Consider the following 21,220-nt stretch of genomic DNA (forward strand, 5'->3'; position numbering starts at 1 on the left):
TTCCGAAGGACACACATGTCGCTTTTAAAAGTCGCCTCCGTGGCCTGTATTGCCTTGACCCTCGGTGCTTGCCAGAGCCTGTTCCAGCCCAGCTACCTGAAGCCCCTGGATACCAAGCCAGACGCCTCGGAGCAAATCAAACCCGGCTGCAACAGCCCTGATTGCCCGCTGGTGAACATCGATACCGTGCACTTCCCCTCCGAGCCGCAACTCGACACGCTGGTGGAGCAGCGCCTGCTGCAAATGACCCGCACCACCCCCGGCGCCAGCGTGCCGCCGACGCTGAATGCCTACCGCGACAAGTTCCTGCGCGAATCGCCCGACCGCAACAGCATGTACTTGCAGGCCAAGGTACGTGAGCAGCATGACGGGCTTGTGATCATCGAAGTGTCCAGTTACCTCGACACCGGCGCTGCCCATGGCGAGCCTGGCCGTGGGTTCATCAACTATTCGCGCCTGCTGCACAAAGAGCTGAGCCTGACCGACATGCTGTTGCCAGGCCAGGAGCAAGCGTTCTGGAATACCGCGAAAGTCGCCCACAACAGCTGGCTGATCAACTCGCAGATGGACCGTGACCCGGAGTTCGTGAAGAACTGGCCGTTCCAGAAAACCCCGAACGTGGCCTTGACCAGCAATGGCGTGGTGCTCAAGTACAACGTGGCGACGATTGCGCCTTACGCATTGGGGCTGATCGAAATGACCATCCCCTATGCGCGCCTCACCGGCGTACTCAAGCCCGAATTGGCGCCCGCGCGCCACTGAAGGCCCGGCCCAGGATGAACTGCAGCAAGCCTGCCAGCACCAGTGCCGGCAGGGTTGCGCCGATATCCGGGTAGAGATTGGCCAGCAGATGATACGTGCCAATGCCGCCCAACCAGGCGACCAGCGCAGGCCAGCGCAGGTTGCCAACCGCTCCCTGGCCACGGCGGCGCAGGATAAAGTGATCCACCAGCACCACGCCGAACAAAGGCGCAAACACCGAGCCGATCAGCAGCAGGAAGTTCTGATACTGCGCCAACGGTGCGAAGCAGGCGATCAAGGTGCATATCACGCCGATAGCCAACGCCAGATGCTCGACTTTCCAACGCAATAGAATCCCGCTGGACACCGCCGCCGAGTGAATATCGGCAAAGGCGTTTTCCGACTCGTCCAACAGGATCAGCAACAGCGGAATGCCCAGGCCCGCGCCGGCCAGGGCCAGCAACAGCGCATTCACCTCACCACTTGGCGCAAACGCCAGGGTGTAGGCCACGCCCAGGCTCATCAGCCAGAAATTGCCGATAAAGAACCCCAGCGCGGTACCGCCGAAGACAGCGTTGGCGCGCTTGCCGAAACGTGAGTAATCGGCGATCAGCGGCAGCCATGACAGCGGCATGGCGATGGCGATATCAAACCCTACCGCGAACGGCAGCGAACCGTCACCGGACTTGGCCCAGAGTGCGGCGAGGTCGGCCTTGGCGAACAGGTTCCAGGTCAGCCACAGGCACGCGGCGAGCAGCAGCCAGATCCCCCATTTGCGCAGGATTTGCCGTACGAACGTCAGCGGGCCGCTGACCGCCAGCAAGGTCGCCAGGCCGCCGAAAAACAGCGTCCACAGCAACGGGCTCGCCAGCAGGCTGCCCTCGCTGAACGCGCGCGTACCCAACAGACTGGCGGCATCGCGCATCACGATGATTTCAAACGCGCCCCAGCCGATCAGTTGCAGCAGGTTCAGCAACGCCGGCAGGCTCGCGCCCCTGGCGCCGAGGCTGAGTTTAAGCGCGGCCATGGCCGACAGCCCGGTGTCGCTGCCAATCACGCCGACAGCGGCCAGCAACAGCACACCGACCAGGGTGCCGAGGAAAATCGCCAGCAACGAGCCGGACAAGCCCAGCCCCGGCGCGAGCAAGGCACCGGTTTGCAGGACCATCAGGCCGATGCCGAGGGAGAACCACAGGGAGAACAGGTCGCGGGCGCCGAAGACGCGTTTGTCAGCGGGCACCGCGATGTCCGGGGAATAGGTGCTGGGTTGAATGCTCAAGGGTGTTATCTCTGAGGGACACTTTGTTGTTTGTCAGATTGCCTTCGCGAGCAAGCCCGCTCCCACATTTAGAATGCATTTCAAATGTGGGAGCGGGCTTGCTCGCGAAGAGGCCGGTACAGGCGCCTACAATCCCGAATCAGACCTTTTTGTAAAGCTGGCTCCCTTCCTGCTTGAACCGCTCCGCCTGCTCGGCCAAGCCCTTGGCCACATCCACATCCACCGCTTCAATGCGTTGGTTGGCGGCGTACTCGCGTACTTCCTGGGTAATTTTCATCGAGCAGAATTTCGGCCCGCACATCGAGCAGAAATGCGCGACCTTGGCCGAGTCCTTCGGCAGGGTTTCATCGTGATAGGAACGTGCGGTGTCCGGGTCCAGGCCGAGGTTGAACTGGTCTTCCCAACGGAACTCGAAGCGCGCCTTGCTCAAAGCGTTGTCACGAATCTGCGCGCCCGGATGGCCCTTGGCCAAGTCCGCTGCGTGGGCGGCGATCTTGTAGGTGATGATGCCGGTCTTCACGTCATCCTTGTTCGGCAAGCCCAGGTGTTCCTTGGGCGTGACGTAGCAGAGCATGGCGCAACCAAACCAGCCGATCATCGCGGCGCCAATGCCCGAGGTGATGTGGTCGTAGCCTGGTGCAATGTCGGTGGTCAGCGGGCCGAGGGTGTAGAACGGCGCCTCGTCGCAGCACTCCAACTGCTTGTCCATGTTCTCTTTGATCAACTGCATCGGCACGTGGCCCGGGCCTTCGATCATGGTTTGCACGTCGTGCTTCCAGGCGATTTTGGTCAGCTCGCCAAGGGTTTCCAGCTCGCCGAATTGCGCCGCGTCGTTGGCGTCGGCAATCGACCCCGGGCGCAGGCCGTCACCAAGGGAGAAGCTGACGTCATAGGCCTTCATGATTTCGCAGATTTCGTCGAAATGCGTGTAGGTGAAGTTCTCTTTGTGGTGCGCCAGGCACCACTTGGCCATGATCGAGCCGCCACGGGACACGATGCCGGTGACGCGTTTAGCGGTCAGCGGTACGTAACGCAGCAATACACCGGCGTGGATGGTGAAGTAGTCGACACCCTGCTCGGCCTGTTCGATCAATGTGTCGCGGAACAGCTCCCAGGTCAGGTCTTCAGCGGCGCCGCCGACTTTTTCCAAGGCCTGGTAGATCGGCACCGTACCGATCGGCACCGGCGAGTTGCGAATGATCCACTCGCGGGTTTCGTGGATGTGCTTGCCAGTGGACAAGTCCATCACGGTGTCCGAACCCCAGCGGATGCCCCAGGTCAGTTTCGCCACTTCTTCTTCAATGGACGACCCCAGGGCGCTGTTGCCGATGTTGCCGTTGATCTTCACCAGGAAGTTACGGCCGATGATCATTGGTTCCAGTTCGGTGTGGTTGATGTTGGCCGGGATGATCGCGCGGCCACGGGCGATTTCTTCGCGCACAAATTCGGGGGTGATGATCTTCGGCACGCTGGCGCCGAAACTGTGGCCGGCGTGTTGCTGGTCAAGCAGGCCGCTGGCGCGGGCCTCTTCAAGCTTCATGTTTTCGCGGATGGCAACGTATTCCATCTCGGCGGTGATGATGCCTTTGCGCGCGTAGTGCATTTGCGTGACGTTGGCGCCAGCCTTGGCGCGGCGCGGGTTTTTCACGTGGGCGAAACGCAGCGCGGTCAGCTCGGCATCGCTGAGGCGCTGTTGGCCGAAATGCGAGCTCAGGCCGCTCAGGCGCTCGGTGTCGCCACGCGCTTCGATCCACGGCGAGCGTACATCGCCCAGGCCTTTGCGCACGTCGATGATGACGTTGGGGTCGGTGTACGGGCCGGAGGTGTCGTACACCACCACGGGCGCGTTGATCTCACCGCCGAAATCGGTGGGCGTCACGTCCAGGCTGATTTCACGCATCGGCACACGAATGTCCGGGCGAGTGCCTTGCACGTAGATTTTTTGCGAGCGGGTAAACGGCTGCACGGAGCCGGAGTCGACTTTGGCCGATTCACTCAGGTGCACGGTATTTTTTAATTTTGTAGTCATCACGGGCTCTCCAACTATCCAGGCGGTGGATTTTTGTCGGAGCGAACCTGTGACGGATGGACGCACTGAAACCAGTGCTGTGCAAGGCACGAGGGCTGTTCGATTGTCGAACAACATCCCGGACGAAGCACAAGAGGACTCGCCGGGTGACGAGAAATCTTGTTCCCTACGCAGGCGCTAACCTGATCAGGTTCAACGGGATCCGGTATTTACCGATCTCAGCCTTCCAACAAGGCACCCCGACAAGAACGCGGCCAGTCTAGACCAAGGCGTGGGCAAATTGCCAATAGCGGTGCATTCAGCGTGATGAATGGCGTGATTGCGGGATTGTTGCGCCGGGTCAGCAACACTACACTCGGGGGCCGCCACAATGCTTGACGCCAGGAATGGCCAGCCTTAGCCTTGGGCGCTAAATTATCGCCGTAATATTCACACTAGGGATCGCCTCATGCTGCGCAAACTTTCACTGGCTCTTGCCGTGTCTTGTGCGACCAATGGAATGGTCTGGGCAGCTGAAGCGCCCTTGTCCGCCAAAACCGATTTGGTCAGCGTCTACCAGGAAGCGGTGAACAACAACGCCGACCTGGCCGCCGCCCGCGCTCAATATGGCGCACAAAAAGAAGTGGTGCCCCAAGCCCGCGCCGGCTTGCTGCCCAACCTCTCGGCCGGCGCCGACAGCAATAACGTGCGCACCCAGATCGACCAGCCGGCAGCCACCGTCAACCGTGACGCGCATTCCTGGCGTGCAACCCTGAGCCAGCCGCTGTTCCGCGCCGATCGCTGGTTCCAGCTGCAAGCCGCCGAAGCCGTCAACGAACAAGCCTCGCTGCAGCTTTCGGCCACCGAGCAGAACCTGATCCTGCAAAGCGCCGAAAGCTACTTCGCCGTGCTGCGCGCCCAGGACAACCTGGCCTCGACCAAGGCTGAAGAAAGCGCCTTCAAACGCCAGCTCGACCAGTCCAACGAGCGCTTTGATGTGGGCCTGTCGGACAAGACCGACGTGCTGCAATCCCAGGCCAGTTACGACACCGCCCGCGCCAACCGCATCGTCGCCCAGCGTCAGGTGGACGACGCCTTCGAAGCGTTGATCACCCTGACCAACCGCCAGTACAACGCGATCCAGGGCGTTGTGCACACCCTGCCGGTGCTGCCACCGGCGCCGAACGACGCCAAGGCCTGGGTTGAAACCGCCGGCCGCCAGAACCTCAACCTGCTGGCCAGCAACTACGCGGTGACCGCCGCCGAAGAAACCCTGAGACAGCGCAAGGCCGGCCACTTGCCGACCCTCGACGCCGTGGCGCAATACGAAAAGGGTGACAACGACGCGCTGGGTTTCAGCAACCCGAACCAACTGCCAGTGCCCTACGGCGGCGATGTGTCCCAGCGCACCATCGGCTTGCGCCTGAACATCCCGATCTACAGTGGCGGCCTCACCAGTTCCCAAGTACGCGAATCCTATTCGCGCCTCGATCAAACCGAACAGCAACGCGAAGGCCTGCGTCGCCAGGTGGTGGAAAACACCCGCAATCTGCACCGCGCGGTGAATACCGATGTGGAACAGGTGCAGGCGCGTCGCCAGTCGATTATCTCTAACCAGAGCGCGGTGGAAGCCACCGAAATCGGCTATCAGGTGGGCACGCGCAACATCGTCGATGTGCTGGATTCACAGCGCCAGCTCTACGCGTCGGTGCGCAACTACAACAACAGCCGCTACGACTACATCCTTGACAACCTGCGCTTGAAGCAGGCTGCGGGCACGCTCAGCCCAGGTGACTTGCAGGACCTGACGCGTTACCTCAAGGCTGACTACAACCCGGACAAGGACTTCCTGCCGCCGGACCTGGCCAAAGCCGCCGCCGAGCAGCTCAAGGCCCGTCCAGGCTACTAAGCACAGCACAAACCAATGTGGGAGCGGGCTGGCCCGCGATGCAGGCACCGCGGTGTATCAGTGACACCCGGGTGATGCAATCGCAGGCAAGCCAGCTCCCACATTTCTCAGTGATTGAGCAGTTTGTCCAACCCATCCAGCAAGCGCTTCAACGCGCCCTGATTGGCCTGCATCACCTTCAATCCCGCTTGTGCCATCTTGCGCGCGTCCTGCGGCAGCTCGAACAGTTGCCGCACCGCCTCGGCCAATCCCTCTGCGTCATCCACCTCTCGCAGCGCCCCGGCATCGCGCATCATCGCGCTGATTTCGAGAAAGTTGAACAGGTGCGGCCCCATGATGACGGGCTTGCCCAACGCAGCCGGCTCCAGCGGATTATGCCCACCGGTGGGCACCAGGCTGCCGCCGACAAACGCGCTGTCGGCCAGGGCATAGAGAAACAGCAGCTCGCCCATGGTGTCGCCGAGCAGCACCGAGGTGTCTGCGCTAACAGGTTCACCGCTGGAACGGCGCACGGTGGCAAACCCTTGCTGCACGCACAACTCGAACATCGGCCCGAAACGCTCCTGATGCCGCGGTACCAGAATCAGCAGCGCGTCGGGGTAGCTTTCGCGCAGTTGGCGATGGGCCGCCAGTACCACGTCGTCCTCGCCTTCATGGGTGCTGGCGGCGATCCACACCGGGCGCTCGCTGGCGCCCCATTGCTCGCGCAAGGCCGCAGCGCGCAGCGGCAGCTCGGGGTCGATGGTCAGGTCGAACTTGATCGAGCCGGTGACTTCAACCGTGTCCGGGCGGGCCCCCAGGCTCAGGAAACGCTGGGCTTCGGTGTGGGTCTGCACCGCGAACAGGCGCATTTCAGACAGCATCGGCGCGGTCAGCCTGGCGAAACGCGCATAGCCCTTGGCCGAACGCGCTGACAGTCGCGCATTCGCCAGCGCCACCGGAATACCGCGTTGCGCACAGGCGTGGATGTGGTTGGGCCACAACTCGGTTTCCATGATCACTGCCAATTTGGGCTGCACACGATCAAGAAAACGCTTGGCCGCGCAGGGCAAGTCATACGGCAAATAGCAGTGCTGAATGCGCGGCTCATTAGCGAACAGCGCCTGGATGCGCTCGGAGCCGGTAGGCGTCATGCAGGTCACCGTGATCGGCAGCGTGGGATGGCGCGCCATCAGCCCACGGATCATCGGCGCGGCGGCAATGCTTTCGCCTACCGACACCGCATGCACCCAGATGCCGCCCGGCTGCATGACCGGCAGCACATACGAAAAACGCTCGCCGACGCGCTTGGCATAGGCCGGCGCCTTGCGCGCGCGCAGCCATAGACGTAAAGCCACCAACGGCAGCGCCAGGTAAAACAGACAGCTGTAGAGAGTTCTATTCATGGCGGCGGAGTTTATCGGCTTTTTCAGTCAATCGCCCGCAAGCACTCGGCAAATCGTTCAGTCAGGAAGCGTGCTGCAGGGCCGAGGTGCTCGTCGCGACGCCAGACCAGTTCCACCACCAGCGCGGGCGGCGTCCATTCGCTGTTCAATTCCACCATCTGTTGCTGATAGGTCGGGTACTGCACAATATGCCGCGGCAACCAGGCCCAGCCCAGGCCACTCATCAGCCATTCGGCCAACACGTAGAAACTGTCGGCGCGCCACACCAGCGGGCTGGCGGCGTCGCTGCCGGGGTAAACACTGGTCTGGGTCGACATCAGCAACTGGCGGTACTGCGCCAGACGCTGACAGTCCACGTACGCCTCCTTAGCCAGCGGGTGGTTGACGCCGCACACCGTGACCATTTCCACACTGCCCACCACCCGACGCTCAAGCGCCTCGGGGATCAGGTCGTGATAGAACAACAGGCCGAGGTCGGCTTTACGCTCCACCAGCTTGCGCGCCACATCGCCTTGCGCGGCGCTGGACAGCTGCACTTCCAGGAGCGGGTACTGCACGGCAAGCGCCTCAAGGCTATCGAGTACCGGCTGGAACAACATGGCTTCATCCTGGGCCAGACGCAGGCAGGCTTCCTCACCGCGCGTCAGTGACAGCGCGCGGCCATTAAGCCGTTCACACTGGCGCAACACCTCGCGCGCTTCCTCCAGCAAGACGCTGCCGGCTTCGGTCAGGCGCGGCTGACGGCCACTGCTACGCTCAAACAGACTGAGCCCCAGATCAGCCTCCAACCAGGCAATTGCGTTGCTCACCGCTGACTGCGCCTTGCGCTCGCCGCGTGCTACGGCGGAAAACGAGCGCTGCTCGGCGACGCTCACAAACAAGCGCATCTGCTCCAGGTTCCACTGCACGCTCATGGCTAACCCATCTTTAATTCGGATAGGTAATGACTTTATCTCATCTCGTGAAGCGTTAGAATGCCCACCTAATCAAGCCTGCAACACACCGAGGACTACCCCATGAATGCCGCCTACCTTTATCTGGCCATTGCCATTTGCTCGGAAGTGGTCGCAACCGTTTCCATGAAAGCCGTCAAGGGCTGGAGTACGCCTCTGCCGCTGGCACTGGTCATCATCGGCTACAGCATTGCGTTCTGGATGCTGACCCTGGTGGTGCGTACCGTGCCGGTGGGCGTGGCGTACGCGGTGTGGGCCGGCATGGGGATTGTGATGGTCAGTATCGCGGCACTGTTTATCTATGGGCAAAAGCTTGATGTCCCGGCGATGCTCGGGATGGGCCTGATTGTACTGGGGGTGGTGGTCATTCAACTGTTCTCGAAAACCGCCGGGCACTGACCGCCACTCAACAGCCTGTATACTGCGCCTCTTGTCTTGAACACTGAGGTCGCCGATGCCATCCGTTATTTCCACCGACGTTCTGATTGTCGGCGCCGGAGTTGCCGGCCTCTGGCTTAACGCGCGCCTGCGCCGCCAGGGGTTTTCCACGGTACTGGTGGAAAGCGCCACACTGGGTGGCGGGCAAAGCGTGAAGTCCCAGGGGATTATCCACGGCGGCGCTAAATATGCCCTGCACGGCGCCCTCACCGGCGCATCCGAGGCAATTGCCGACATGCCGCGCCGCTGGCGCGAAGCCTTGGCTGGTGACGGCGAGCTGGACTTGTCCGGCGTGCGCTTGCTGTCCGAAGCCCATTACCTGTGGTCCCCGGGCACGCTCGCCGGCAACCTCACCAGCTTCTTCGCCAGCAAGGCCGTGCGCGGCCGTGTCGATCAGGTCAAGGGCGACGACTTGCCCCCGGCCCTGCAAGACCGACGCTTCAAGGGCAAGGTCTATCGCCTGGCGGAGCTGGTGGTGGACGTACCCAGCCTGATCGAACGCCTGGCCCAACTGGCGGGTGATGGCTTGCTCGCCGGGCAGCACATCGAACCGCTGTTGGACGGCGACACGCTCGTGGGCTTGAAAGTCGACGGCCGCGAGATCCGCGCCCAGCGCATCGTGCTGAGTGCCGGGGGAGGCACTGCTGATCTGCTGGCCGCTTTGGGCCTCAGCCAACCCGCCATGCAAAAGCGCCCGCTGCATATGATTATCGCCAAAGGCCCAGGCCTGAAACCGCTGTATGCGCACTGCCTGGGCGGCGGCACCAAGCCGCGCATCACCGTCACCACTCACCCGGCAGCCGACGGCAATTGGGTGTGGTACATGGGCGGCGATATCGCCGAGGCGGATGGCGTCGCGCGCACACCTGAAGAACAGATCGCTACCGCGCAAAAAGAGCTCGGGCAATTACTGCCGTGGATCGACATGAGCCAGACCCAGTGGGCCACGCTGCGGGTTGATCGCGCCGAGCCACTGCAATCGGGCCTGACCCGCCCCGACAACGCCTTCCTCGCCGAACAAGGCCGCCTGCTGGTGGGCTGGCCGACCAAGCTGGCGCTGGCGCCGGACTTCGCTGATCGCGTGCTCAACGCCCTGGAGCGCGACGGCATCCGCCCAAGCGCCAGCGAAACCCTGCCCGACCTGCCCAAGCCAGCCCTCGGCCAACCTGCCTGGGAGCACCTGTTGCCATGAGCCTGCCAACCCTGCACGACCTGCATCGCCCACTGGGCAGCACCGGCATTCTGGTCTCGCCACTGGGCCTGGGCACCGTCAAGCTGGGCCGCGACCAAGGGGTGAAATACCCTAACGGCTTCCAGATCCCCAATGACGACGAAGCGCGGATGTTATTGCGCCAAGCCCAACAACTGGGCATCAACCTGATCGACACCGCCCCGGCCTATGGCCGCAGCGAAGAACGCCTGGGGCCGCTGTTACGCGACCAGCGCAAGGACTGGGTGATTGTCAGCAAGGTCGGCGAAGAGTTTGCCGATGGCGTTTCCCATCATGACTTCAGTGCCGCCCATACCCGCCTGTCGATTGAGCGCAGTTTGAAGCGACTTGAAACGGATTTTATCGACCTGGTGCTGGTGCATTCCGATGGTAATGACCTGCACATCCTCAATGATTGCGAGGTGTACCAGACCCTGGCGGAACTGAAAAAAGAGGGCAAGATTCGTGGCTTCGGCTTTTCCGGCAAAACCGTCGAAGGCGGTGTGAAGGCTCTGGAACAGGGTGATTGCGCGATGGTCACCTACAATCTGAACGAACAGGCCGAGAAAACCGTCATTGAATATGCAGCGGCCCATGGCAAAGGCATTCTGGTGAAAAAGGCCCTGGCCAGCGGCCACGTGTGCCTGGAGCCTGGAATGGATCCAATTCGCGCGAGTTTCATGCTGTTGTTTGCGCAAACGGGCGTCGCCAGTGCTATTGTCGGGACCATTAATCCGCTGCACCTGGCCCATAACGTGGCGACCGCTGCCCAAGTCATTCGTCAACTCTGATGCCGCCGACGCGGCCGACCCCGTCGCAAAAAGGAGCCGACATGCCGCGTACGCTCATTAGAAAAAACCCGAGTAACTTTAAAACACTGCCGCTGCACGTCGAAGCTACCCCCGAAGGCCTGAGCTACCAGAGCGTGGGCATGCCGCTCAACTTTGCCCAGACCCTGCAACGGCGCAAGCCGGTGGCGGTGGCTGACCCCGAGCGTTTCGCCCTCGAGCTGGCGAACCTCGGCGTGTCGGTGCGCCTGACCCTGCACTGGCAGAACAAGGATTACTGGGTACTGGTGCGCCAACGCCGCCAGGACCGTGGCGATGTGGTGCTCAAACTGATCTCCGGCTACGTCCCCGCCCACGAACTGAACCTGCCGCTGCACACCGCCATCCAGGAAATCGCCGAAGAGTGCCTGCTGGAAACCCCCGAAGGCTGGCTCGGCGGGCGCTTCAATGACACCTGGCTGCCGGCCCCCTACTCCGCCGCCTTGCATTACCGTGAAGCCTTGCCGTTTCGCTTGAGCCCACTGTCAGGTGCCGCGCGCCCGGTGCGTTGCGCCACCACGCAATTGATCGAACGCCCGCGGGCTTACGTGCACCTGCCCACGGCGTCACTGCAATTGATTTATGACTTGCGTCTGGAAGTGCCGAAGGAAGCCAAGTCCCTAAGCTTGTTCCATGTGGATGAACGGCTTGAAGGTGACCAGTTGGTCGCGCGCCTGGACCGCCAGCGGCCCGACCTGTACCTGATGCCCTTGAAAGATGGCCAGCCGCTTGCCGAGCTGTACACGGTCAAGAAGGACCAGCTTTACCCGGCCAGTACGCGCGGCGTGTACCTGGCGGAAAGTTTCGCCCAGCAGGAAGGCTGGTTGGTGCGCGACGAGCGCATTCGCTGGAAGGATTGGGTCAGGCAACAAGGGCTGGCACAGCCTGAGAAAGAGTCAAAGCTCAAGCGCTTGACCGGCAAGGCACGGCAGATGCTGCGCAAGATCGTGCCGAAGAAAAAAGCCAGCCGCTGAACTCAAAAACCAAGCAGATCAATGTGGGAGCGGGCTTGCTCGCGAACGCGGTGCATCAGTTACACATGTACTGACTGACACGCCGCATTCGCGAGCACGCCCGCTCCCACCGTTGATGGTGCTCAGCTGTTAAGTAGCCGCTCCAGGCCGACCTTCAACGGGGTTGGCTCAGGCAGCGTGAAACTGGCCAGCAACCGCTGATTGTTGGCTCGCGAATGCCGAATATCCCCCGAACGCGCCGGCCCGTAGGTGATTACCGGCAACTGCCCCACCACCTCTTCCAGCGCCTCCAACACCTGCGTGAGCGTGGTGGTGCGGTTCCAGCCGACGTTGATCGCACCCAACGGTGCCTCAGGCGCTTCGATGGCTTGCACCAACACATCCACCAGGTCTTCGACGTACATGAAGTCGCGGGTTTGCTCGCCATCGCCAAACACGCTGATCGGCACACCCTGTTGCACGCGCTCGCTGAAGATACTGATCACGCCCGAGTACGGCGATGACGGGTCCTGGCGTGGACCGAAAATATTGAAGAAGCGGAAAATTACCGGTTCCAGGCCATGCTGGCGACGGTAGAAATCGAAGTAATGCTCACCGGCCAACTTGTCCGACGCGTAAGGCGTCAGCGGGGCCTTGGTGGTCTCTTCGTCAATCGAAGCGCCCTCGCCATTGTTGCCATACACCGCAGCGCTGGAAGCAAATACCACACGCTTCACACCGGCCTTGCGCATGGCTTCGCAGACATTCAAGGTGCCGACAAAATTGCTCTGGTGCGTGCTGACCGGGTCATCCACCGAGGCTTGCACCGAAGCCACCGCTGCCAAATGCACCACCGCCGTGGCGCCGATGGCGGCTTGCGCCACCAGGTCGGCGTTGGCGACATCACCTTCAATCAGCTGTACGCGTGGGTTATCCAACGGCACATTGCTGCGTTTGCCAGTGGACAGGTCATCCAGCACCCTTACGGCATAGCCCTTTGCAAGCAATGCATCGACCAGGTGCGAGCCGATGAAACCGGCACCACCGGTGATAAGGACCCACTTGTCTGCGTTACTCATTGTTGCGGATCTTCTCGACAATGGCCGTGGTCGAGCTGTTTTCAACCAGCCCGAGCACTTTGACCGTACCGCCGTAAGCGCTGACGATGTCGGCGCCCACGACTTGATCAACAGAGTAGTCGCCGCCCTTGACCAGTACGTCTGGCTTGACTTGGGCCAACAGGTTTTCCGGGGTGCCTTCAGAGAAGCTGATCACCCAGTCCACCGCGCCCAAACCCGCCAATACGGCCATGCGTCGGTCGACGCTGTTGATCGGACGGCCCGGGCCTTTCAAGCGGCTGACCGAGGCGTCGTCATTGACCGCGACGATCAGACGATCGCCTTGAGCGCGCGCCTGTTCCAGGTAAGTCACGTGACCGGCATGCAGGATGTCGAAGCAACCGTTAGTGAACACAATGCTTTCGTTGTGGGCACGGGCATCATCAATCGCCAGCAGCAATTGTTCCAGGCTCAGCACGCCACGCTCCGAGCCTTCGGAACGCTGGATCGCCCGGCGCAATTCAGGCGCACTGATGGCCGCGGTGCCCAGTTTGCCGACCACAATGCCCGCCGCCAGATTGGCCAAGGCCACGGCGTGGGGCAATTCTTCACCGGCCGCAATGGACGCCGCCAGGGTGGAAATCACCGTATCACCGGCACCGGTGACGTCAAACACTTCACGGGCGCGCGCCGGCAAGTGCATCGCCGGGTGGCCCGGGCGCAGCAGGGTCATGCCGTGCTCGCCACGGGTAACCAGCAAGGCCCCCAGGTCGAGGTCAGCCATCAACGCGGCGCCCTTGGTCACCAATTCGTGCTCATCGGCGCAACCGCCGACAATGGCTTCGAACTCGCTGAGGTTTGGCGTGATCAGGCTGGCGCCCCGATAAATCGAGAAGTCCTTGCCCTTGGGATCGGCCAGCACCGGAATGTTGCGGGCCTTGGCGGCCTGGATCAGTTCCTGATGGTTCTTCAGGGCGCCTTTGCCGTAGTCGGACAGGACCAGCACCTTGATGCCTTCGAGCAACGCGTCAACCTGACCGCTCAGGGCCAGGGCGTCGGTGGCGAAGGGTTCTTCGAAATCGATACGCAGCAATTGCTGGTGACGGCTCATGACCCGCAGCTTGACGATGGTCGGCTGATGGGCAATGCGCTGGAACAGCGCGCGCACGCCAGCACCGCGCAGGCTGTTGGCCAGGCTGTCGGCGGCTTCGTCGTCGCCGGTCACACCGACCAGGGAGGCCGGGGCGCCGAGCGCGGCAATATTGAGGGCAACGTTGGCAGCGCCACCTGGACGGTCTTCGATTTGCTCGACCTTGACTACCGGTACCGGTGCCTCAGGGGAAATCCGTGAGGTACCGCCATGCCAGTAACGGTCGAGCATGACATCGCCGACCACCAAGACAGGGGCTTGATCGAATCGCGGCATGGACAACTTCATGGAGCAACCCACATACAAAATGAACAGGGGCGCGATATTAGCACAGGGTTATGGAAGGCTTGTGGAGGGTGTGCACAGAAGATAGTGCGAGGGGCCTGCCATTGAATCCACCGAGGAACACATGTGGGAGCGGGCTTGCCCGCGATGGCGGTGAATCAGTCGAAACATTCGGTGACTGACACTGCGCTATCGCGGGCAAGCCCGCTCCCACAAGGTTTCAGGTGATATCGGCCGACACTGGGGCATCCAGGCCCATGGCATGCAGGCGGGCGTAGTAGCCGTTCTGTGCCAGCAGCTCGGCGTGGGTACCGCGCTCGACAATCCGGCCGTCGTCCATCACCAGGATCAGGTCGGCCTTCTCGATAGTGGACAAGCGGTGCGCAATCACCAGGGTCGTGCGGCCCTGCATGACCTTGTCCAGAGCCGCCTGAATGTGCCGCTCGGATTCGGTGTCGAGGGCCGAGGTGGCCTCGTCGAGAATCAGCAACGGCGCGTTCTTCAGCAAGGCTCGGGCGATAGCCAGGCGCTGGCGTTGGCCGCCGGACAACAGCACGCCGTTTTCACCCACCTGGGTATCGAAGCCTTTGGGCAACTGGTCGATGAAGTCCTTGGCATAGGCATCCGCCGCTGCCGCTTCAACGTCCGCCCGTGGCGCACCGGCCAGGTCGCCATAGGCGATGTTGTTGGTCACGGTGTCGCTGAACAGGGTGACATGCTGGGTCACCTGGGCAATGTGCTTGCGCAGGTTGAGCAGTTTGTAGTCCTCGATCTCTACACCGTCGAGCAGGATTTCGCCGCTTTCATGGTGGTAGAACCGCGGGATCAGGCTGGCCAGGGTCGACTTGCCGCTGCCGGAGCGGCCCACCAGGGCGATCATCTGCCCAGGTTCGGCGGTAAAGCTGATGTCCTTGAGCACATGGCGTTCGGTGCCAGGGTAGGTGAAGTTCAGTTGACGCACTTCCAGGCGGCCGCTGACCTTGTCGCGTTCGATGGTGCCGCGGTCGACTTCCTTCTCTTCGTCCAACTGTTCGAAAATGCTTTCAGCACCGGCCACGCCTTTCTGAATGGTCGAGCTGACTTCCGAGAGTTGACGGATAGGCTTGGGCAACAGGCCGGCCAAGGTGATGTAGGCCACCATGTCACCAGCGGACGCGTCGCCGCGAAGGTAAAGCACCAGGAACATCAGCACGGCCATGGCGGTGTAGATCACCAGTTGCAGCAACGGGGTGTAGATCGCCCCGGTGCGAGTCATGCGCAACTGCTTGTCGGTGTTGCCCTGGCTGGCCTTGAAAAAGCGCTTCTCTTCGTAGACTTCACCCCCGAAGCTGCGCACCACGCGATAGCCCTGGATGGTTTCGGAAGCCACGTGGGTCACGTCGCCCATGGCCACCTGGATCTTCTTGCTCTGCTTGCGGAATTTCTTGCTGGCCGTGCTGACCATCACCGCAATCAGCGGCAGGATGGCGATCATCACCAGCGTCAGGCGCCAGTTCATGAACAGCAGCGAGGCAAACAGGAAGATCACCGTCATGCCTTCGCGAATCACCACCTTGATGGCATCGGTCGCCGCACCCGTGACCATGGTCACGTTAAAGGTGATGCGGGAAATCAGATGCCCGGAGTTGTGGTTGTCGAAGTAACGGTTGGGCAGCGTCAGCAGGTTATTGAATAACTGCACGCGCAGGTCGTGGACCAGGCCCAGGGAGACCTTGGCCAGCAGGTAGTTGCCCAGGAACGAACCCAGGCCCTGCCAGGCCGCGATCAGAATGATCAACAAAGGCACGGCTTGCAGCAATTGCAGGTCGCGCAGGAACGGTACGTTGGGGAACAGCACCGCTTCCGGGTTGGATAGGCCGTCGACGAAGTACTTGAGGATGTACCCCAGCATGGGCTGGGTCGACGCGAAAATCAGAAATCCAACGATACTCAGCGCGAACAAGCCGGCATAGGGCTTAACGTACATGAGCAGGCGGAAGTATATTTTCAAGCTCGAAGGGCTTGCGCTCGGACTGGAGTCGGTCATATCACGCGGCGTTTTGAAAAAGGAGGCTGACTTTAGCACAGCTTCTCTGTTGTACTTGCACCCGGTATAACCCACGGCCCGGTTGGATCCAACCGACGACATTATATAGCGACTACTTTAAGATGGTCGGCTTTCTCAATTCTGGAATGGCTTTTCTGTATGCACTCCAAGCGCCTTGCCTACGGCTCAAATCGCGTTTTCGACTTCCTGGTCCTGTGGATTTTGCCCATTGGCTTGTTGTTGCTCCTGAGTTCGCTGTTCTACGTCACCAATCGCAATGTCATGCACCGGTTCTACTACGGTTTTTTCAGTGTGCCGACCTTGTTCCTGCTGTGCATGCGCCCGCGGGAAATCAAGGAGCTGTTGCGTGAACCCCTGATCATCGCGTTCCTGGCGTTTTGCGCCTGGGCAATCACCACCGTGCTGTGGAGCCCGGCGCCTACCGGCGACTCCAACCTGTTCAAGGTGCCGCTGCAAACCTTCATGCTGTTTGCCGGTTGTGGGTTGCTGCTGCATTACCGCAAAGACCTGTTCAAGCCGATATTTTTCAGCGCCGCCGTGATTGCGCTGGTGGTGTGCCTGTGCAACCTGGTGGCGTTCGCCAAAGGCTTCGAACCTGGCCTGAGCATGCGCATGATCGGCGGCCGTGGCGCCCTCGACAACCCACTGCTCAGCTCCCACCTCTTCGGCTTTTTCTGCGTCTACTGGCTCTATATCTGCATTACCACCCAGCGCCTGCGTGTGCTGTTTTTCAGTGCGCCTGCCCTGGCGATCATGGCGCTCGCGATCCTGGCGACCGGCTCCCGCACGCCGCTGGTTGCACTGACGCTGGCCGCCGTGTGGATCGCCTTTGTCAGCCGCAATCGCCGTTCAGCCCTGATGATTGCGACCCTGGTGCTGGGGGCGGCGGCACTTCTGCTGCTTTACCCGGAGGCCATTACCGAGCGAGGCAGTTCGTATCGCTTCGAGTTGTGGAGCATGACGCTGCAGCGTATCGCCGAACACCCCTTCATCGGACACAGCTACGACTCCGAATTGTCGCTGATCGTGGGCGGTGTCGAGCTGATGGAACCCCACAGCTTTGCGCTCGGCGTGCTCTATTACGTGGGCATCATCGGCTTTATCCCGTGGATCTTCATGCTGGGCTGGGGCCTCTATAAAGGCTTCAAAGAGCGTGCACAGCCACTGTTCCTGCTGGCTTCCGCCCTGCTGGCCTACGGCATCGGCGCCGGCCTGACTGAAGGCGGCGGCATTCTGTCGCGGCCCAAGGAGCACTGGTTCCTGCTGTGGATCCCTCTGGCCCTGATCGCGGGCCTGAGCATTGCCAAACGTCGTGGCAGCCTGCTGCGCATGCCGGTGCAAACACCCAAGCAGCAGGCGTTTGAAGCCCTGCGCAGCGGCGCGGACGTTATCGAGGAAGATGGTCTCGGGCCGAAAGTCCTGCGCCTGCAGGATGGCAGCTTCCTCAAGCTGTTCAGGGCCCGCCGCTGGTACACCTCGGGCATGTTCAATCCCTATTCGGAACGCTTTGTCAGCAACAGTGAACAACTGCGACGGCTAGGCATTGCATCACCGACCATCCTTGACCTGTATTGCCTGCAGGATGGCAGCAGCGCCGTGCACTACCGGCCACTGCCCGGCCTGACGCTGCGTCAGGCCCTGCAAAGCCTGGACAGCAGCCTGCGCGAATCGCTGATTGAACGGTTTGGCCGGTTCATGGCTCAGTTGCACGAGCGCGGTGTGTACTTCCGTTCCCTGCATTTGGGCAATGTGCTGCTCTTGGAAGACGGGGAGTTCGGCCTGATTGACGTGGCAGACATGCGCATCTTTCCGTCAGCGCTGCGCAACACTCTGCGCCAGCGCAACTTGAAGCATATGCAACGCTATTCGCAGGACCGCAACTGGTTGTTCGAAACCCACTTCGAACAGTTGATCAACGGGTATGCATCCGTCGCATCGCCGCACGCCACGCTGAAAATCCGCGAGCAGGTCCTCACACTCGCTCGCCCTGCCGCCTGAAGGCAAGCCCGGTGCGCCCCTGAAACGGGGCGCACGCGGTATCAGTCTTTTTCCAGCGGGGAAAAGTACAGCCGGCCAAGGCCGCGCCAGGTTTTCTTGTTCCAGGCCCGAAACGGGATCTGCGCCAGCAGCTCTCGCGCCAACGCACGATTGCGGTTGGACGTCTTGAGGAACATGGAGCTCAGGAACTTGTAACGCACCTCGTCATATTGCGGGTGGTCACTGAACAGCGCGTAGGAACGCAGGATGTTGTCGATCATGAATCGATGATTCTTGTACGAATTGGTAGCGTGCTTGCGGTAGCGCGCCATCACCACGTTCAAACCGTCGATGAAGTACCCGGCGCGGGTAATCTTCAGCTCGATCAACAAGTCTTCCAAGCGAATCTGCGGGTCGAACCCACCGACCTTTTCCAGCGCCTCGCGCCGAATCATCAGCGTGGGCGCCGGCGGGTAGGGTTTACGCTCCAGGAACATATCGTCGAAGTCCAGGCGCCGAAAAGGCACATCCCGGCGTTGGCGCTTCTCGGGAAACAGCTCGCCGTTGGAGTCGATCAGCTCGATATTACCCGCACAGATCCCCACCTCAGGCTTGCCGTCCATATACGCCACCTGGGTCGCGATGCGCTCCGGCAACATGATGTCGTCGGAACCGAACGGCACAATCAGCGGGCCTTGAGAGCGGGCAATCGCGCCATTGAGCGTATTGGTCAGCCCTTGATTCTGCTGGACACGAAAGTCGAAGGTATGGTGTTCCTGCAGTCGACGAATGCGCTCGACACTGTCATCTGTCGAACCATCGTCAATCACCAGCAGTTCAATGTTGGGGTACGTCTGGTTCAGGACACTGAGGATGCTTTCCTCAATGTAAGGCGCGTGGTTGTAAGACGCGATGATCACCGTGACCAAGGGCTGACTCTGGTTCATACATGGTTCCTGCGTGCTTGAGCCAATCCTGAATCAATCAGTTCCAGGTATTCCTGGCGGAACACCTCAATGTCGTGTTGTGCCTGAAGGTACTGATAAGCCTGTTCGCCTTTCTGCGCGAGTTCTTCATCGGACAGCGCCAGGTAGGTGTCCAGCGCCTGGATCAGCTCGGGCACGTTGGCCGGCTCCACCGCCAGGCCGCCCGCGCCTTGAATCAGCGGCAGCATGGCCGGTACGCTTGAGGCGATCACCGGCAGCCGACCGCTCATGCCTTCCAGCAGTGCCAGGCCCAAACCTTCTGCCAGCGACGGCATCGCCCAGATATCAAAGGCGCGCACGTATTGCAGGGCATTTTCCTTGAAGCCCAGCAAATGCACCCGCCCCGCCAGGCCGAGGCTGTTGATTTGCGCGGCCAGGTTGGACTCTTCGCGCCCGGCGCCAATGATGGCGAGCTGCGCCGAGGGGTAGCGGTCTTTAAGCGCCGCAAATGCTTGCAACAAATAGGTGTGGCCCTTCACCGGCACCAGGCGCCCCAAGGCGCCGATCAACCGCACAGAAGGGTCGATGCCCAGCAACTCGCGCGCACGCTCACGGGAATGCTGCAAGCCTTCCGCCTGCTCGATGTCGATGGCATTGGTAATGGCGTAGGTATTGCGGTCGGTAAACCCGCACTGGCAGTCCAGCAGGTACTGCTTGACCGCTGGCGACACGCCGACAAAACGCCAATGCTCGTCGATCCAGCGCTGAGCCTGCTTGCGCCGATAAAGGCGGTCATACTCGCCAAAGCCGTGGGAGATGCCGATGCACAGCGGGATCTTCAACCAGCGGTTCAACTGCAACATCATGTTGACCGGCTTGAAGCGGTTGCACACCACGACGTCGAATTTTTCCTTGCGGCAAAACTGATACAGCCGCCACATGGCGCGCAGCCTCAAGCCCTTGAGCGACTTGTCGGAAAACTCGAAGTAGACGGACGTGGCCGCGCGGCTGACCGGGTCTGCAGGCCCTGGCCGGCCCCGCAAAAAAGCGGCGGTGACTTCATAGCGGTCCGCAGGCAATGCCTTGACGATCTGTTCGGCCAGGTCGGCAAAATCATGGGATTTAACATTGTAGTCAGGCTGCAATTGCAGGACCTTGAAAGGCCGACTCATAACTCTCCTCGATGGAAACCTGTGGCATCAACAACCCAGGATTTTTCAGCGGCCAGCGTCGCAATGTACTCGGCGTCTGGCGCCGGCAGCAAAGACCACTGATTGCGTTTCCAGCAGACAAAATGGAAATACGGAAACTCGCGGTCGCCATCCCTGTCGTTGGTCAGGCGACCATTATTCCAGAACCATTGATGCGGAAAGCGATCAGTGCCGTCGTGCCATTTGATCGCACCACCCGGCGTACTGAACGCCTCGGTGAATTCACTGCGCCGACGCCACGGGTTGAGCTTGCCTACCAGCTCGAACAGTGGCTTCGGGAAATTCTTGCGCCACAGGAAGATCCTGCTGAACGCGCCTTCATCCAGGGCATGATGCTCCTGATCAGTGAAGCGCGCTTCCCAATCCTTGATCTGCATGAACACTTGGCGCTTTTTGGCGGTATTGCGCATCAGGCACAAATGGCCGGCCACCCGCCGCTCATGGGTCGAGAACAGGTCATAGCCGGCCAACCGATCGGCAGTGAAGTATTCGCGCAGGTTGCCATAGATCAGGTCCAGGTCACCAAACGCCCAGAAATCGTAGCCTTTGAGGCGGTCAGCATGAATGTGCCCCAGCGCTGGCTTGATATCACACAGCTTATACGGCGCTTGAGGCGCAAAGTTGATGTACAACCGCTGTGACACCAACGCGCAGTAATCGGCAAAGCTAATGCTTTCAATCCGGACGTTGTGCGGCACGTTGGCCGGTATCGGACAGTCGCTGAACAACAACCAGTCGATGTCCGCGTTGCGTCTGCAGCTTTCGAGAAAAAACGGCATCCAGAATGGCCAGTGACCAAAGTACGGGATAAGAAAAAGGATGCGGGGGCATGGATTAATCACTGGGGACTCACTGTCATTTTT

At 60.9% G+C, this 21,220-nt stretch carries 17 protein-coding genes and 1 riboswitch; of the genes, 7 read left to right on the top strand and 10 right to left on the bottom strand.

Features of this window, described 5'->3' with window-relative positions:
* Positions 1-15 precede the first annotated feature (15 nt).
* A complete protein-coding gene (locus tag JFT85_RS13490; RefSeq protein ID WP_053254027.1) occupies positions 16-762 on the top strand; it encodes an RsiV family protein in 747 nt (248 codons plus the stop codon).
* Here JFT85_RS13490 and cytX read toward each other — a convergent pair.
* Together cytX and thiC are read right to left on the bottom strand one after the other, a co-directional pair.
* Positions 731-2,020 (bottom strand): putative hydroxymethylpyrimidine transporter CytX, encoded by a 1,290-nt coding sequence (gene cytX / locus JFT85_RS13495; RefSeq protein WP_078827663.1) that lies wholly within the window; start codon positions 2,018-2,020, stop codon positions 731-733. The genes JFT85_RS13490 and cytX overlap by 32 nt on opposite strands.
* 139 nt (positions 2,021-2,159) lie before the next feature.
* The gene (gene thiC / locus JFT85_RS13500) at positions 2,160-4,049 is read right to left on the bottom strand and encodes a phosphomethylpyrimidine synthase ThiC (protein WP_053254025.1); all 1,890 of its coding nucleotides are present in this window, start codon (positions 4,047-4,049) and stop codon (positions 2,160-2,162) included.
* Between the two features lie 146 nt (positions 4,050-4,195).
* A riboswitch (TPP riboswitch) is annotated at positions 4,196-4,301 on the bottom strand.
* Positions 4,302-4,497: 196 nt separating this feature from the next.
* Between thiC and JFT85_RS13505 the strand changes: the two genes are divergently transcribed.
* Entirely contained in the window at positions 4,498-5,937 is a 1,440-nt protein-coding gene (locus tag JFT85_RS13505) for a TolC family outer membrane protein (RefSeq protein WP_053254024.1), read from the top strand.
* 107 nt (positions 5,938-6,044) lie between these two features.
* Here the strand turns inward: JFT85_RS13505 and waaA are convergent, their stop codons facing one another.
* Positions 6,045-7,322 (bottom strand): lipid IV(A) 3-deoxy-D-manno-octulosonic acid transferase, encoded by a 1,278-nt coding sequence (waaA, locus tag JFT85_RS13510; RefSeq protein ID WP_201229969.1) that lies wholly within the window; start codon positions 7,320-7,322, stop codon positions 6,045-6,047.
* A 23-nt stretch (positions 7,323-7,345) separates the two neighbouring features.
* A complete protein-coding gene (locus JFT85_RS13515) occupies positions 7,346-8,236 on the bottom strand; it encodes a LysR family transcriptional regulator (RefSeq protein ID WP_053254022.1) in 891 nt (296 codons plus the stop codon).
* Between the two features lie 102 nt (positions 8,237-8,338).
* Here JFT85_RS13515 and JFT85_RS13520 point away from each other — a divergent pair, with 102 nt between their 5' ends.
* The 4 genes from JFT85_RS13520 to JFT85_RS13535 are packed head-to-tail and all read left to right on the top strand — an operon-like array spanning position 8,339 to position 11,724.
* A complete protein-coding gene (locus JFT85_RS13520) occupies positions 8,339-8,674 on the top strand; it encodes a DMT family transporter (RefSeq protein WP_053254021.1) in 336 nt (111 codons plus the stop codon).
* Positions 8,675-8,729: 55 nt separating this feature from the next.
* Complete coding sequence (locus JFT85_RS13525; RefSeq protein WP_053254020.1) at positions 8,730-9,905, top strand: NAD(P)/FAD-dependent oxidoreductase; 1,176 nt, start codon at positions 8,730-8,732, stop codon at positions 9,903-9,905.
* On the top strand, positions 9,902-10,714 hold the full coding sequence (locus JFT85_RS13530) for an aldo/keto reductase (protein ID WP_053254019.1): 813 nt from the start codon (positions 9,902-9,904) through the stop codon (positions 10,712-10,714). Before JFT85_RS13525 ends, JFT85_RS13530 begins: the two co-directional genes overlap by 4 nt.
* Positions 10,715-10,755: 41 nt before the next feature.
* Positions 10,756-11,724 carry a hypothetical protein gene (locus tag JFT85_RS13535; RefSeq protein WP_053254018.1) on the top strand — a complete coding sequence of 323 codons (969 nt, stop codon included), beginning with the start codon at positions 10,756-10,758 and terminating at the stop codon, positions 11,722-11,724.
* Between the two features lie 122 nt (positions 11,725-11,846).
* Here the strand turns inward: JFT85_RS13535 and JFT85_RS13540 are convergent, their stop codons facing one another.
* The 3 genes from JFT85_RS13540 to msbA all read right to left on the bottom strand — a co-directional run bounded on the left by JFT85_RS13540 (position 11,847) and on the right by msbA (position 16,222).
* Entirely contained in the window at positions 11,847-12,782 is a 936-nt protein-coding gene (locus tag JFT85_RS13540) for an NAD-dependent epimerase/dehydratase family protein (RefSeq protein WP_053254017.1), read from the bottom strand.
* Positions 12,775-14,199, bottom strand: coding sequence for a bifunctional D-glycero-beta-D-manno-heptose-7-phosphate kinase/D-glycero-beta-D-manno-heptose 1-phosphate adenylyltransferase HldE (gene hldE, locus JFT85_RS13545; RefSeq protein WP_069550878.1), 1,425 nt, complete (start codon positions 14,197-14,199; stop codon positions 12,775-12,777). Before hldE ends, JFT85_RS13540 begins: the two co-directional genes overlap by 8 nt.
* A 217-nt stretch (positions 14,200-14,416) precedes the next feature.
* Complete coding sequence (gene msbA / locus JFT85_RS13550; RefSeq protein WP_053254015.1) at positions 14,417-16,222, bottom strand: lipid A export permease/ATP-binding protein MsbA; 1,806 nt, start codon at positions 16,220-16,222, stop codon at positions 14,417-14,419.
* A gap of 159 nt (positions 16,223-16,381) precedes the next feature.
* On the opposite strand from msbA, the gene JFT85_RS13555 reads away from it, so the two are divergent.
* Complete coding sequence (locus JFT85_RS13555; protein ID WP_201229974.1) at positions 16,382-18,241, top strand: O-antigen ligase family protein; 1,860 nt, start codon at positions 16,382-16,384, stop codon at positions 18,239-18,241.
* Between the two features lie 41 nt (positions 18,242-18,282).
* On the opposite strand, the gene JFT85_RS13560 is transcribed toward JFT85_RS13555, so the two are convergent.
* The 3 genes from JFT85_RS13560 to JFT85_RS13570 are packed head-to-tail and all read right to left on the bottom strand — an operon-like array spanning position 18,283 to position 21,199.
* Positions 18,283-19,167, bottom strand: coding sequence for a glycosyltransferase (locus JFT85_RS13560; RefSeq protein ID WP_053254013.1), 885 nt, complete (start codon positions 19,165-19,167; stop codon positions 18,283-18,285).
* Positions 19,164-20,318 (bottom strand): glycosyltransferase family 4 protein, encoded by a 1,155-nt coding sequence (locus JFT85_RS13565; protein ID WP_169875698.1) that lies wholly within the window; start codon positions 20,316-20,318, stop codon positions 19,164-19,166. The genes JFT85_RS13560 and JFT85_RS13565 overlap by 4 nt, the downstream gene beginning before the upstream one ends.
* Positions 20,315-21,199 (bottom strand): DUF6625 family protein, encoded by an 885-nt coding sequence (locus JFT85_RS13570; protein WP_201229976.1) that lies wholly within the window; start codon positions 21,197-21,199, stop codon positions 20,315-20,317. The genes JFT85_RS13565 and JFT85_RS13570 overlap by 4 nt, the downstream gene beginning before the upstream one ends.
* Positions 21,200-21,220: the final 21 nt, after the last annotated feature.

The sequence above is a fragment of the Pseudomonas sp. TH04 genome (assembly GCF_016651355.1).
In the GTDB taxonomy this organism is placed as follows: Bacteria; Pseudomonadota; Gammaproteobacteria; order Pseudomonadales; family Pseudomonadaceae; genus Aquipseudomonas; species Aquipseudomonas fluorescens.

Excerpts from the sequence above, each read along its gene's own strand:
- JFT85_RS13525 (WP_053254020.1), top strand. The coding sequence starts at position 8,730 with ATGCCATCCGTTATTTCCACCGACGTTCTGATTGTCGGCGCCGGAGTT.
- JFT85_RS13490 (WP_053254027.1), top strand. The coding sequence starts at position 16 with ATGTCGCTTTTAAAAGTCGCCTCCGTGGCCTGTATTGCCTTGACCCTC.
- JFT85_RS13515 (WP_053254022.1), bottom strand. The coding sequence starts at position 8,236 with ATGAGCGTGCAGTGGAACCTGGAGCAGATGCGCTTGTTTGTGAGCGTC.
- hldE (WP_069550878.1), bottom strand. The coding sequence starts at position 14,199 with ATGAAGTTGTCCATGCCGCGATTCGATCAAGCCCCTGTCTTGGTGGTC.
- waaA (WP_201229969.1), bottom strand. The coding sequence starts at position 7,322 with ATGAATAGAACTCTCTACAGCTGTCTGTTTTACCTGGCGCTGCCGTTG.
- JFT85_RS13565 (WP_169875698.1), bottom strand. The coding sequence starts at position 20,318 with ATGAGTCGGCCTTTCAAGGTCCTGCAATTGCAGCCTGACTACAATGTT.
- JFT85_RS13505 (WP_053254024.1), top strand. The coding sequence starts at position 4,498 with ATGCTGCGCAAACTTTCACTGGCTCTTGCCGTGTCTTGTGCGACCAAT.
- JFT85_RS13560 (WP_053254013.1), bottom strand. The coding sequence starts at position 19,167 with ATGAACCAGAGTCAGCCCTTGGTCACGGTGATCATCGCGTCTTACAAC.
- msbA (WP_053254015.1), bottom strand. The coding sequence starts at position 16,222 with ATGACCGACTCCAGTCCGAGCGCAAGCCCTTCGAGCTTGAAAATATAC.
- JFT85_RS13530 (WP_053254019.1), top strand. The coding sequence starts at position 9,902 with ATGAGCCTGCCAACCCTGCACGACCTGCATCGCCCACTGGGCAGCACC.
- thiC (WP_053254025.1), bottom strand. The coding sequence starts at position 4,049 with ATGACTACAAAATTAAAAAATACCGTGCACCTGAGTGAATCGGCCAAA.
- JFT85_RS13535 (WP_053254018.1), top strand. The coding sequence starts at position 10,756 with ATGCCGCGTACGCTCATTAGAAAAAACCCGAGTAACTTTAAAACACTG.
- JFT85_RS13555 (WP_201229974.1), top strand. The coding sequence starts at position 16,382 with ATGCACTCCAAGCGCCTTGCCTACGGCTCAAATCGCGTTTTCGACTTC.
- JFT85_RS13540 (WP_053254017.1), bottom strand. The coding sequence starts at position 12,782 with ATGAGTAACGCAGACAAGTGGGTCCTTATCACCGGTGGTGCCGGTTTC.
- JFT85_RS13520 (WP_053254021.1), top strand. The coding sequence starts at position 8,339 with ATGAATGCCGCCTACCTTTATCTGGCCATTGCCATTTGCTCGGAAGTG.